The 13,177-nt window shown below is 46.5% G+C and carries 14 protein-coding genes; 1 reads left to right on the top strand and 13 read right to left on the bottom strand.

Annotated elements, in window-relative coordinates:
* Positions 1-9: 9 nt before the first annotated feature.
* The 8 genes from DXT99_RS13170 to DXT99_RS13130 form a co-directional block, all read right to left on the bottom strand.
* Positions 10-558 (bottom strand): cob(I)yrinic acid a,c-diamide adenosyltransferase, encoded by a 549-nt coding sequence (locus DXT99_RS13170; protein ID WP_115566030.1) that lies wholly within the window; start codon positions 556-558, stop codon positions 10-12.
* Between the two features lie 92 nt (positions 559-650).
* On the bottom strand, positions 651-1,376 hold the full coding sequence (locus DXT99_RS13165) for an ABC transporter ATP-binding protein (protein WP_115566136.1): 726 nt from the start codon (positions 1,374-1,376) through the stop codon (positions 651-653).
* Positions 1,377-1,386: 10 nt separating this feature from the next.
* A complete protein-coding gene (locus DXT99_RS13160) occupies positions 1,387-4,425 on the bottom strand; it encodes a tetratricopeptide repeat protein (RefSeq protein WP_115566029.1) in 3,039 nt (1,012 codons plus the stop codon).
* Between the two features lie 15 nt (positions 4,426-4,440).
* On the bottom strand, positions 4,441-4,728 hold the full coding sequence (gatC, locus tag DXT99_RS13155; RefSeq protein ID WP_115566028.1) for an Asp-tRNA(Asn)/Glu-tRNA(Gln) amidotransferase subunit GatC: 288 nt from the start codon (positions 4,726-4,728) through the stop codon (positions 4,441-4,443).
* Positions 4,676-5,476, bottom strand: a complete 801-nt coding sequence (locus tag DXT99_RS13150; protein WP_246000713.1) for a lysophospholipid acyltransferase family protein — start codon at positions 5,474-5,476, stop codon at positions 4,676-4,678. The genes gatC and DXT99_RS13150 overlap by 53 nt, the downstream gene beginning before the upstream one ends.
* 101 nt (positions 5,477-5,577) lie before the next feature.
* Positions 5,578-6,135: an NUDIX domain-containing protein gene (locus tag DXT99_RS13145; protein ID WP_115566027.1), complete on the bottom strand. Its 558-nt coding sequence runs from the start codon at positions 6,133-6,135 to the stop codon at positions 5,578-5,580.
* A gap of 642 nt (positions 6,136-6,777) precedes the next feature.
* On the bottom strand, positions 6,778-8,709 hold the full coding sequence (locus DXT99_RS13135) for a M13 family metallopeptidase (protein ID WP_246000726.1): 1,932 nt from the start codon (positions 8,707-8,709) through the stop codon (positions 6,778-6,780).
* Positions 8,710-9,299: 590 nt separating this feature from the next.
* Positions 9,300-10,022: a class I SAM-dependent methyltransferase gene (locus DXT99_RS13130; RefSeq protein WP_115566025.1), complete on the bottom strand. Its 723-nt coding sequence runs from the start codon at positions 10,020-10,022 to the stop codon at positions 9,300-9,302.
* Positions 10,023-10,501: 479 nt separating this feature from the next.
* On the opposite strand from DXT99_RS13130, the gene DXT99_RS13125 reads away from it, so the two are divergent.
* Positions 10,502-10,897 carry a hypothetical protein gene (locus DXT99_RS13125; protein ID WP_115566024.1) on the top strand — a complete coding sequence of 132 codons (396 nt, stop codon included), beginning with the start codon at positions 10,502-10,504 and terminating at the stop codon, positions 10,895-10,897.
* Here the strand turns inward: DXT99_RS13125 and DXT99_RS13120 are convergent.
* From DXT99_RS13120 to DXT99_RS13100, 5 genes are all read right to left on the bottom strand, one after another.
* Positions 10,875-11,138: a hypothetical protein gene (locus DXT99_RS13120; protein ID WP_115566023.1), complete on the bottom strand. Its 264-nt coding sequence runs from the start codon at positions 11,136-11,138 to the stop codon at positions 10,875-10,877. The genes DXT99_RS13125 and DXT99_RS13120 overlap by 23 nt on opposite strands.
* Positions 11,139-11,283: 145 nt before the next feature.
* Positions 11,284-11,655, bottom strand: coding sequence for a nuclear transport factor 2 family protein (locus tag DXT99_RS13115; RefSeq protein WP_115566022.1), 372 nt, complete (start codon positions 11,653-11,655; stop codon positions 11,284-11,286).
* Between the two features lie 174 nt (positions 11,656-11,829).
* Positions 11,830-12,135, bottom strand: coding sequence for a type II toxin-antitoxin system RelE/ParE family toxin (locus DXT99_RS13110; protein ID WP_115566021.1), 306 nt, complete (start codon positions 12,133-12,135; stop codon positions 11,830-11,832).
* Positions 12,117-12,353, bottom strand: a complete 237-nt coding sequence (locus tag DXT99_RS13105; protein WP_115566020.1) for a hypothetical protein — start codon at positions 12,351-12,353, stop codon at positions 12,117-12,119. Before DXT99_RS13105 ends, DXT99_RS13110 begins: the two co-directional genes overlap by 19 nt.
* Positions 12,354-12,480: 127 nt before the next feature.
* The gene (locus tag DXT99_RS13100; protein ID WP_115566019.1) at positions 12,481-13,068 is read right to left on the bottom strand and encodes a hypothetical protein; all 588 of its coding nucleotides are present in this window, start codon (positions 13,066-13,068) and stop codon (positions 12,481-12,483) included.
* Positions 13,069-13,177: the final 109 nt, after the last annotated feature.

Genomic DNA, 13,177 nt, shown 5'->3' with positions numbered 1-13,177 from the left:
TATGTTTTATCAGACGCGCGGCTTCCAGGTAATTTCCTCCGCCCCGAGTTCCTGCGTCATTTTACGGCAAAGTGCGAACAAGTAGTCGGATAATCTGTTCAGATATTTTATCACCAGGTCCTCTACCGGCGAAAGCTCCTGCAAATGAATGGCTAAACGCTCGGCACGGCGGCACACGCAACGGGCCACATGGCAAAACGAAACCGACTGATGCCCGCCCGGCAGCACAAAAGCGCGCAGCGGCGGCACTTCGGCTGTCATGGTATCAATCTCCTGCTCCAACAAAGTAACATCCTCTTCGTGCAGGTCAGGGGTTTTCATTTTTGATTTCTCAGGATCAGTAGCCAGGAGGGCACCAATGGTGAAAAGCCTGTCTTGTATCTCTTTCAGGATAGTGGCTCGTTCCCTGTTCACCTCCTGGTCACGCACCAGCCCAATATAAGAGTTCAGTTCGTCTACGGTGCCGTAGGCCTCTATGCGCAGATTGGATTTGGCCACACGGGTACCGCCAATAAGGGAGGTGGTGCCTTTGTCGCCTGTTTTTGTGTATATTTTCATTAAGAGCTTAGTTTATTTTTGAAAGCAAAAAAGAGTGATTCCAGATTCTGAAGCACGTATTTGCAACTCAAAGGTTAAATTTAAAACAAACTCTAATGTTGTTCCTCCTGTAGCCTGGTGGCGGTAGCGATATCCTCATTTATCGTATCAGACTCTATCAGGCCGTCGCGCATTCTTATGATGCGGTGTGCGTATTTGGCAATGTCTTCTTCGTGCGTCACCATAATAATGGTGTTACCCTTGGCGTGCAGGTCTTCAAACAGTTCCATAATCTCGTAAGAGGTTTTAGAGTCGAGGTTACCTGTCGGTTCATCTGCCAGTATAATGCTTGGGTTGTTGATGAGGGCACGGGCAATGGCCACACGCTGCCGCTGGCCTCCTGAAAGTTCATTTGGCTTGTGCTTGCCCCGGGTGCCGAGGCCCACGCTTTCCAGCGCACGCTGTGCCTTCTCCTCCCGATCGCTTTTACCGTAGCCTGCATATATCAGTGGCAAGGCCACGTTCTCCAGCGACGTTTGCCGCGGCAGCAGGTTAAAGGTCTGGAACACGAAGCCTATTTCTTTGTTGCGCACCTCTGCCAGCTCATTGTCCGTCATGTTGCTCACATCGTTGCCGTTCAGGATATAGGTGCCGCCGGTGGGTGTGTCGAGGCAGCCGATGATATTCATGAACGTGGACTTGCCGGAGCCGGAAGGCCCCATAAAAGCCACATACTCGCCTTTGGAGATTTTAATAGACACCGATTTAAGCGCGTGGATGGTCTCTGTCCCCATGCGGTATATCTTTGAGATGTCATGCGTTACAATAAGCGTGTCCATACGGTTTTTTTCATAGTTGCCAGTTGTCAGCACGGGTCTCAACTTCCTGGCGTTTTTGGTTTAACTTCTTTATAAATGTACTGTATTCTGAAGAAGGAAGCAAATTCTGCAACGTTTCCTGTGCCTGTTCCGCATAGGTATATAAACCCTGGTCCAGGCTCTCCAGCGCATACGCTTTATAGAGCTCTGCCGCATAAGGATTATAGGTGATACCGCTCAGTAGAATATTATAAGCTGTCTCTCCTTCCGGCTTATACTTGTCAAAAAAGTTTGCTGCTGCCAACACCACCTCCTCATCATACAGAAGCATTTTCAGGGCCTGCTCATACCGCGTGGCGGCTTCTTCTGTGCGTCCTTTCACTTCGGCGATGCGTGCCCTGAAGTACAGCCGCTGGCGCTTATCGCGGTCCGTCAGGTACAGTTTGTCCATCCTGTTAAGCACGGCATCGTAGTTTCCGGCGTACAGCCACACCTTGAGCTGCTGCAGGTTCAGAGCCGACCGGAGTTCCCCTTCCGGCTGCAGCTTGGGCGCTGTTTCTTTTATCGCTTCGTAAGCTGCCCTCCAGTCTTTCCGGCCAATCAGGTAATCTATGCGTGCTATCATGGCCCGGCGCTTCAGGTCTTTCTCTTCTACCGCCTGTACCAGGGTATTTACCTCCTCCAGGCTCAGCCGTGGCAAGTGGGTTAACAGGTACTGCACTTTATCTTTATCCGGCACCTCTGTCACAATTGTCTTCACATCTTGTTGCAGCACCTCTGCCAGATCCTGCGCCACGGCAACAGCTGCTTCATTCTCGGTGAAGGCCACCTCCTCCAGCGCCTCTGTCGCGGCCTCCGGCTGGTTTGCCAGCGCCAGCGCATACCCCTGGCTCAGGTAGGCCTGTATATAACCCATGTCTTTGGCCTGCTTAAAATAAGCGGCCGCAGCCCGGTAGTTCTCTTCCTCCAGCATCCACTGGCCAAGGGCATTATAGTAATAGCCACTGCGCCGCTCTGACTGTAGCGCAAGGTTCTCGACCACTCTCCTGCCCTCTCTTGGCAGGCCATTATAGTGGTGCACCAGCCCCTTCAGGTACAGCAGGTCTTCGTGAAACAGCTGGTTAGCAGGCGACGCAAGGTAACTGTTGATTGCCTCCAGTCGTGTGGTATCGCCTTTGTTAAGCCTGCTGATGGTCTGGTTATAGAAAAGCGTAAAGTCCTCCACTGCCTGTATGGAATCCGGCATAAAGGTGTCCTCATTTTGCGGGTCTCTGCCCAGCAGTTGCCGCAAAGCGGCCATGTTGCTGCGCAGCGACTTGGCTTTGCCTTTCCGGCTTTCCTCCAGCACCACTTTGGCAGGGTCCAGCATGGCCTGCCGCGTGTAATAAGCTAAGCGGTTGCTAAGCACAAAATCATTATCTGAGTTATAGGCATACGCCATGTCAAAATAATACTCGGTGCTGTCCTGCACGCTTGTCTGGGAGTAAAGCAGGGCCAGGTTGTTATAGATCTCGCCGCTTTCCGGGAACCGTTCCGCGCCCTGCTGCAGCACATACAGCTTCTCAAAAAAGAACTGCTTTTCGTCGTAGAGGTTTGCGAGGCGCACGTATATTTTCGGGTTCGGGCGCTTTTCCAGCGCGTCCTTGAGCCGCAGAATCTCGTTGTTTACCTGCGCATCCTGACGGTGCATGGCGGCCAGGCTATAGTTGGCTTTCACATTGTTGGCGTCATACAGATCGCTTTCCTCATAAAACCGCTGCGCCAGAATATCATTTCCGGAAGCTGAATACAGATCGCCGAGGTAGTTATAGTACCCTGCCTGCACATGAAAATAAGAACGGTACTGCGTGCGCATCACCAGTATAACACAGGCAATCAGGCTCATCAGGAAAAAAGAGAAAAGGGAGAAACTCTTCGGCTGATAGACTACCTTATATACCGGCAAACGCTGCTCTATAAGCCGCCCAAAGTTGATCATAATGTACAGGAAGAAGCCCACGCCAAAGGCAAGGTGCGTGTACACGATCATGTCGTGATAAAATACAGTGAGCGGATCGTTAGCTGTGGCGAAGGCATACCCAATGCTCAAAAAGGCAATGGTGGCGAACACCAGGTACAGCACAGCACCTGTTGGCCGGAACAGGAAGAGGGATTTATAATACTGCTCCCGTTGTCGCATTCCCCAAAAGCCTGCCACTGCAGAGAGCAGCAGAATGAAATAGCCGTTAATGTAAAACAGGTCTAGCTGCAGGTAACCGATATGGCGAAGGTAAAGCAACACCAGGTTGAGCAGGTACAGCACACTAACCAGTATAAACTGCCACATACTAAAACGGCGCTCCGGCGTCTTTGCCTGCGTATTAATCCAGAGCAGTGCATTTACGTTTTCGTAGGCTACCCACAGGATAAACAGCACGGTAGCTACCAGCGTGCCAATCGTGCTATAGTTTACCAGGTGCAGCGTTACCAGTTCCGCCGGGAATCCTCCCCCTCTGTAAGTCAGCATACCAATCAGCAGCACAACAAGTAGCATCGCCAGCAGGCGCAGCGAAAAGTTAACCCCCTTCCAAAAAGCCTGAAATGCATAACTACTGATGGCCAGCAAGGCGATAGCAATCAGCAGCAGTTGACTGGAGGCATTGCCAAACGCACCGAGTACATCAAAGTTAAAGGTGGCCAGGAACAGCATGAGCAGCAGTATGCTGCCAAAGTATGGCAACTGCTTCATGGTGCTGATGGCGGCAGTATAAAAGGCAACACACAGGGCCAGGATAATCAGCATGAGGGTTGCTGCCGCTGTATTTATTGTTGGCAGCCCTACATCATACTGTTCAAAAATAAGATAGCCGTCTGCAGAAAGCGTAAAAGGCTCGAGGAGGCGTGTGATCTCATGCACCGGCAGGGGTACTACCTGCAGATCTGTGATTTTATCCCAGCCAAAGGCAAGGCTTTCTCCGCTAAAATAATGGTAAATGCCCAACAACAGGGCCAGCACACCCAACAGGAGTAAAAAAAGATAGGGATACCTTATGTCAGTATCCCAACCTTCCCAAAACTTAATTTTATTCATATATAGGTCAGCAGACTACTCCAAAACTTTCGGAACCCGGAAGTAATCAGAGTCTTTTTTAGGGGCGTTCAATAACGCCTCTTCATGTGTAACAGTATTCCTGGCAACATCCTCGCGCAGCACGTTCACCTCTTCCGACATGTGCGTTAAAGGCTCCACATGCTCTGTGTCCAGTTCGCGCAGCTTGTCCATCCAGTTCAGGATCTTGTTCAGGTCCTGCAGCATTTCCTGCTCTTTCTCTTCGTTGAACTCAAGCCTCGCTAAGTGTGCTAATTTTTTTATAGTCTGAATATCCGTTGACATATATCTTCTTGTGTTTCGTTATCTCTGTCTGAATGATGTTAAATACCCGTGCCTTTAGCTCCGGCAGGTCCTGTAAGGTCATACCCTTGGTTTGAATCGGCTCGTGCACCACTATTTTGAGCGGGTGCCAGCGCACTTTAAGCTTACCCTCCAGGTCTGGCAGAAAGTGCTGGTTGTAGGGCATCGTTACAGGCACCACCGGCAGTTGCCTCTCGATAGCCAGTTTAAAAGGACCGTCCTTGAACTCCATCAGCTTTTCGCCAGCGGTCTTCGGTATGGTTCCTTCCGGAAAAATGGCTAGGCTGCGCCCCTGTTCCAGCGTTCTTACTGACTTGATGTAACTGCGGGCACTGCTTACCGGGTTTCTCCGGTCTACCGTAATATAGAGCGTCCCATATACCTTTCCCCAAAGCGGCACCTTTGCAAGTGAACTCTTCCCCACAAAGTTAAGAAATCCGGGGATGGTATGCAGCATCATCGGGATATCGAGGTAAGAGCTGTGGTTGGGCGTGAAAATATACTGCTGGTTCGGGTCAAGCTTGGCCCGGCGATCCACTATAAGCGGGGCCAGGAACATGCGCAGGAAAACAGTAGACCAACCGCGGTTGATGTTGTGCACATGGCGCCACCACTTCTCCTTCCGGATTAGAAAAGCCTGGAGAGGATAGGATACCACAAACGGCAGCACAAACCAGGTGACGCACCAGGTAGTGTAGATTCGATGTGATACGTATTTAATGGCTTTCATACATCCAAATGTAAGCATTATCCCTAATTGTACAAATCTGGCAGACAGCCCGCCACACAGGGCATAGTCCTAACGACAAACCTGCTTCCGTGGTATGCTTGCTACCTTTGTTGCTGCAGGAGCAAGGCTGCCTTCAGAATGCCTGCCACGCTGATGGCATCTGTTATCTCGTTATTCATAGCCATACGCACCGCCTCCTGAAAAGGCACCCGCTTTATGTGCAGTTCCTCTGTCTCTTCAAATGCTGTTTCGCCTGCTGTTAGTTCCTGCGCCAAAAAAACAAATCCTTCTTCGTTGGTAACAGAATTAGACGTATGCAGCCTCATCATATTTGTCCATTTAGCAGCCGTATAGCCTGTTTCTTCCTGCAGTTCCCGCTTCGCCGACTCCAGGATGTCGTTTTCAATCAGGCCGCCGCCCATCGGTATCTCCCAAGAATATTCGTTTAAAGCATAGCGGTACTGCCCCACCAGGTAAGTGTATCCTTCATCATCTATCGGAATAATGCCGATGGCTTTGTTTTTCATGCTCACCACTCCATAGATGCCTTGTCCGCCTTTCGGGTTCAGTACCTGGTCTTCACGCACTTTTATCCAGGGGTTTTCATAGACTTCTTTTGAGGACAGGGTTGTCCAGGGGTTATGTTGTTCGTCGATCATAGCGGTTGTTATGTATGCTTTTCTGCTGCAAATATAGCTGAATTGTTCTTTAAGCTGGCCAAGTTCGTATGTCTAAGCTGCCGTAGTGGCGGTTCATCCAGCGACTCATGAATAGCCTTTTGCATGGATGCAACTTTGCGCTCCACTCCCGCGAGGGCGCGTTTTCCCGTTCGGCGCCTTGTAAATTCCCTGCCTATCGGCTGCCACTATCGTGGCACCGGAAATCTACAAGGCGCCTCTCAGAAAAACTGGAAACTCATTCACTTCGTGCTAAAGTCTTCTTTTATGGAATAGTTGCTGGTAAAAGTCGATGTTAAGTTTGAACTAAACCACAGAAACAACGAAGCAGACAAGACTGCCAAGTGCACCATTTGACAATTCGATGTTTGAGCGTTCAGCGAGTTTCGAATTGTCTTGATTCTTTTGCTTACTTTTCTCTAAGAGGGCCCCTACCCCCATCAAGGAGAAAAGTAAGGCCCCGCCGGCGAGGCGAAAAGCCAGCATAATGATGTTACTTTGGTGGTTGCTGTGAAGCTGACAGAAAGAGAAAAACATAAAGTTTTTTCACCTATGTAATCTAAGAATACTAAAAAGCCGCTCCATCAGAAGACAGAGCGGCTTTTCAATATTATGCAAAAGATATTACCAAAGTCTGATTCTATCTTCCGGCGCTTTGTAAAGCTTATCACCCGGCTGCACATTAAACGCTTCGTACCAGGCATCCATGTTTACCGGAGCACCAATGGTTCTGTATTCCCCTGGTGAGTGCGGATCCGTGATAATTTGCTGTGCCGCTGCTTCAGGAAGGATATTACCTCTCCAAACCTGTGCCCACGACAGGAAGAAACGCTGATCAGGGGTAAAACCGTCAATCTTCTCGTTAGACTTTCCTTGCTCTGTCATCTTAAAGGCTTCGTAAGCAGCACTTAATCCACCTAAGTCACCAATGTTCTCACCCAGCGTCAGTTTACCGTTTACGTGAATAGTGTCCAGTACCGTGTAAGCGTCATACTGCTCCTGCAGCGCTTTAGCCTTCTCCTCGAATCTGGCGCGGTCTTCCTCTGTCCACCAGTTGCGCAGCGTGCCATCTTTGTCGTACTGGCTACCGGAGTCGTCGAAGCCATGAGAAATCTCGTGTCCGATTACAGCACCAATACCGCCGTAGTTCACTGCATCATCCGCATTCGGATCGAAGAACGGGAACTGCAGGATACCTGCCGGGAACACGATCTCGTTCATCACCGGGCTATAGTAAGCGTTCACGGTTGGTGCGGTCATACCCCACTTGGTTCTGTCTACAGGCTTGCCTAACTGGCTTACCATGTCATTGTATCCCCAAACACCGGCATTGCGCACGTTCTGGAAGAAGGTTTTACGGTTTATCTCCAGGCCATCATACGCTTTCCAGTTATCCGGGTAACCCACTTTTGGAGTGAAGGCGTGTAACTTGGCCAGAGCTTTCTCTTTTGTGGTGGCTGTCATCCAATCCAGGTTGTTGATGCGGATCTCGTAAGCCTTGATCAGGTTACTGATCAGTTCTTCCATTCTCTCTTTTGCCTCTGGCTTGAAGTGCTTCTTCACATACAGCTGTCCCAGCAGGTCACCAATGGTACCGTCTGTTAGGGATGACATGCGCTGCCAACGTGGCGTCTGCACCTTCTGTCCGCTCAGTGCCTGTGAATAAGCAAAGTTAGCATCCACAAACGGCGTGCTCAGGTATGGAGCAGCTGACTTCAGCACGTTCCACTGCAGGTACGTCTGCCAGTCTGTAACAGGTGTCGCTTTTACTAAACCGTCGAGTTCTTTAAAGAAAGCAGGGTTGTTTACCAGGATGGTATCTTCGCCTGTTACTTTCATCTTTGCCATCATCGACTTCCAGTCAATGTTCGGTGTGGTTTTGCTGAAATCAGAAACAGAGAATTTATTGTAGGTCTTGTACGGGTCGCGCATCTCTACACGAGCCATTTGTGCTTCGGCCATTTTCTTCTCTAGGTTGAAGATGGTCTCTGCATTTTGCTGTGATTTTGCCTGCGGAACGCCTGTTAAAGTAAACAGGGTGGTGATATAAGTCTTGTATGCGTCCTGAATTTTCTTGCTGCGTGCATCATCTTTCAGGTAGTAGTCACGGTCTGGCAGCGTTGTACCGCCCTGGCTCAACTGCGGAACCATGTTATTAACATCCTTGCGGTCCTGGCCTACATAAAAGCCAAACATAGGAGAGCCTGCGCCCGATGTTCTCAGGTAAGCCACCTCGTTTAGTATGGCTTTTGTATCTTTCACTGCCCCTACTCTTTTCAGGTCCTTTTTGATAGGCGTGTAACCCAGCTTATCGATGGTCACGCTATCCATGGCAGCGGCATAAAAATCGCCTACGCGCTTTTCAACCGAGCCTGGCGCAGCACTTTTATTCGCAGCAGATTCGTTAAGGATATCCTTCACAGCGCTGATATTAAAATCGCGCAGCAGGTTAAAGCTTCCCCAGCGGGTTTCTTTTGCCGGCACCGGGTTATTTCTAAGCCATGTACCACTGGCGTAGCTATAAAAGTCATCGCCCGGCTTTACCGACACGTCCATGTTCGACTTATCGATGAATTGTTTTTGTGTAGCTGTAGCGCTGCTTTGCTGGGCAGTTGCTTCTACGCCGTAAAGGGTAGCAGCACCGAATAGTAGTAGTGTGAGATTTTTTTTCCAGTTCGACATATTTGTCAATGAAGGTTGTTTGTGTTAGATTAGATAATTATTTAGTAGGTGGGTTTACCTGTTCGTGTGGTTCACCCAAATGATATTTTGCCACTAAAGTAATGCTTTACGCTTAATTTTTCGTTGCAAATCTTACTGACGGTGCAATTATACATCGTGAGGATTGGGCTCCAGATGCTGTATGTTTCAAATATTGATCCAAAAAAAGATTATATAATGTGATAACATGCAGGTGATGCCATTAAATCAGGTGAAGTAGCATATTAGAACGACTCCTAAACAGCCAATATGCGCTAACAGTTCTATACAGGTGCTTTTTTTACTTAAGAAGCTACTGTTCGCGCCCAATGTACAACCAGGCAGCCTAAGGAAACCACCTCATTTTGCAAAGCCGATTCCAGGCAATAAATACTTAACCTTAACCAGACATGGCAACTGGGTTAAGAACGTTGAATATGAGGCACTTACCTGATACCGCCAAATGCTGCAAAGCAACTGTTTTTGTGCAGTATTTCCACATGCCTGAACCCAACCTCTTTCAACAGGTCAAGCTGGAAAGTTAAAGGCCTGGGACTGTCTTCTTTTTCTATGTAACTGAGAACCCTATCCCTGTAACCGGTCCCTCCTATACTTGCCAGATAGGCGCTATATTTATCCTGAAACAGCGCATTTACTTCTTCTGAACTATGGGTAATCAGGTCGGATATCCAGAAGCTACCGCCTTCTCTCAATGCACTGTATATCTTCTTGAAGGCAAGCCTCCAGTCATCATCATCTCTCAGGTGGTGTAAGACTGCACCAGCAAGTATAATATCATAATGGCCTGGTGCCAGTGCAACCGTTCTTATGTCTCCTTGTATAGCATCTATATGCCCGCTTGTCGTTTCCCGGACTCTGCGACAGGCTTTGTCAAGCATTGGTTTTGACAAATCAACCAATGTACAGTGAAGGCCGGGAAGCTTCGTTAGCATCTTTATAGTGTAGTTACCCGCCCCGCATCCAATATCCAGAAGATTGACAGCCATAGGATTCACTGCTTTAGCAGCATCCGTTATAAGCTCAAGGGAAATGGGCGCATCAATGGTTGACTGCTGACCGGTTTCCAGGTTAGAAAATCGCTCCACATCGTTATCAAACCGCTGCCTTATCTCCTCATTCGTCGATTTGTTCTTGAAATTTGCACCCATAGTAACTGCTGCTTATTCGTTGATTTTTTAATTAGCAAACCTGGTAAGGAAATCTCCCTTAAAACGGCATTCCTGCCCTGTTAACAGGCTATATTAGTTTAACTAAACCTCTAATAACCAAGACTTATTCACTAAAAACACAGGTTAAAATTAGGTTTTTACGTATATTTTCCGTAAATTAAAAAATACCGAGGAAATCATCAGTATTTCATACATCAGGAAGCACGAGCCAGTTTATATGCTGGTCTTGCAAAGCTTCTGTCGCTATACAGGAATTTGGAACAGCCAAGGTGCTGTTACCTTCAAACATGCTTCATTTATGAAGCTCAATTTAAGGAAAGCCAATTACACTCCCTTAAGTCAATAGCACCATCTGGTTAGATGTGCTTGTTTGTGATCAGTCTGCTCCGTTTAATCCTGTGTCTGATAATCCTCTTCGGCTGCTTTTAAATATTATTCATCAAAATTAAATATTACCTATGCTATACACACGAAAGAACACAGAGGAGTACAATTCACTTGCTGAACAGGTTATAAATTATGCAGTGAAGTCCGGTTACAAAGATATCAAAGCAGATTTCACGGGGTATGATAGCCCGGCATCTTTAACTATGGTGAACCAGGAACTTGTATTAACACCTGATTTCACAGCCAAGCGCGGCGATAACAAATACTACTTTGAGCTTGTGGTTAAAAACGGAAACGAAGATGAAAAGCGTAAACTGGTGAGCAAGTGGAAGGCTCTGGAATCTATTGCTAAAATGAAAGGCGGCGATTTACGATTGTTCGTGCCCCATGGCAGCTTTAAGTATGCAACCGAGCTGATGCAGGACCATGGCATTGAGGCGAAACTCACAAAGATGAACAAACTGTAGCATTATATATCCTCCTGCGTGAAGTAAGAGGAACATTCAAAAACAGGAAGTGCGCGGGCGCACTTCCTGTTTTTTTTTGCTGTGCAGCTTCCTGCTTTGCAATAACTGGAATCTTTACATATCCCTCCTTTTTAGGGCTGAATAGTGCTGCTTTTCCTGTAACAACTCCGAGAAGTGCAGCATTTACAAGGATCAGCATTTTATTGATAATACCCCATGTGTTTCTTAATATGAATACCATGGTTTGTATTTACTAAATTTAATATTACTTGCTATACTCCCGCCATAAAAAATCATTACAAAATATATCAGAATCTCTTCTTCAAATTACTATTCCAGTCAACCTTTTGCACAGCACAGCCTGTGCCGTATTACGTGCTGGCTTTTTATTCTTCGAAATTGTCGTAATAGGTAAAGTCCTTCATGATTTTCCCGTTTTCAATTGTGAAAATCGTGCAGATAGGGAGTTCAAATTCTGAACCATCTGGTGCTGTTCCGCTCGATACAAATTCTACAATAACATGCTTCTCTCCTGAAGGATACACCTGGAGAACCTTGTCGTTCAAGTTGGGGAAAACTTCGCTTAGTTCGCTGTACTTTTGGACAATCTGTTCACGCGTCTGTGTTACGATCCCTTGTCCGAGTGATGGGTCTTTGAATTCTGCTGTTTCTGTATACATCTCTGCCATCTTCTCCCAATCGTGGTTGTTAAAATGTTCAAAATACTGATTTACTATATCCGCGTTTTTTGTGTCCATTGTTAGTTTTGGTTGTTACAAGAAATCATTGCTAAGAAAATGGCCAAGAAGAGAAGGTTTGTTTTCACTGGTCTTTTAGCTTAGATTGTTTTATGGGAGTTTTTGTCTTTCATTATTCCAGTGATCACTTAACGTTCTCGGCTATCTGCTGGCGCAGCTAACTGATAGGTCTGGTTAAGGCAGATACTTTTTCAATTCATCAGGATTTCTTCTCGAATCCCAGATTATTAAAACCAGAATTATTTCTCCCTTTAGTTCGTAGAAGATAGAGAAAGTATCTTTAATTAGGACCCGTACATCTGGGTCAGAGGTGCTTATGCCGAGGTGATTGTTAGTCTGAAGATTTTCAGTTGCTTTGAAAACCTGATTTGCTAATTTTCTGCTATAGGTGCTACTTCCGTTTCTTTCGTTGTAGAATTCCAAGGTGGCTTTGAAGTCTGCTCGAGCTTCTTTTGACCAGACTATGCGCTTTTTAGCCATGAATCTACATCTCGCTGAACTTCTTCTTGTGAGAAAGTCTCACCGTTGGCATGTTGTTCTCTTGCCTTTTTTATTTTCTCCTGCTCAAACGGGCTAAGTTTATACTTGTCATTCTCAACTTTAGCGTCCGTTAATACTTTAAGCGCATTCAAAAAAGCTTCATCGTTTATGGCTTGGATGCGCTGGATGAGTATATTTTTTATCTTGTTAGCTTCCATGGGTATGTAAGGTTATCGGTTAAATTTACTGAACATAAGTTAAAGATTTTTTTAATTCATTTGTGCATACCCTAATGTGCTGGGCTATGGTACGTTTATGCACTATAGGTGGTGTTGTAAGTGTATTTTATTTAATAGTATAAGAAAGCTTAGGCCCAGCATACAAAGCTAAAATCGGAAAGTCAGGATGAATTATGAAGCCTCCTTTTAGTCCTGCTTGCCAGTGCTCAGATATCATGAAGTTTAAGTCCAGACTTACTGGAAAAACAAGGGTTGACCATGAAGTGGTTGTTCTATATGTTGTATTTCCATTACTAGAAGGATACTCTAGAGATTGAGTCACTATTCCAGCACCGACACCCGTTACGATGCTTATAGCGTTATTGTGTAATATTTTATATTTATACATCACCGAAAAAGTAGTATACTCTGCTGTAGCATTATTTCCATCGGAGTAGGTAACCCTAACCGGAATATTTGGCGGTTCATCTTCATAATATGTATGATAGCCTCCAATGAAATTTGCTGCTAATACATGTCGTCCACTAAGGTGATAATCGAAATCAACTCCTCCAAAAAGATAAGGGGCAGCCTCATTGTAGTAAGGACCAGTTAAAAGTCCACCCGAAACGGAAATAGTTAAGTCTTTTTTGTCTTGACCAGATGCGCTAAATAATATGAGTAATAGGATAGTGAAAATTATTAAATATTTCATAAGAAAACTTTTCCGTGATTAAAATGACTTACAACTACCAGATATGCGTGAACATATAGTTGTCTGCATTATATGCGTAGTAACTTCGCCTGCCTTTAGAGCAGGCTTC

This window comes from Pontibacter diazotrophicus (assembly GCF_003367245.1).
GTDB classification, from domain to species: Bacteria; Bacteroidota; Bacteroidia; order Cytophagales; family Hymenobacteraceae; genus Pontibacter; species Pontibacter diazotrophicus.
This window is presented reverse-complemented; position numbering and strand designations above follow the sequence as displayed.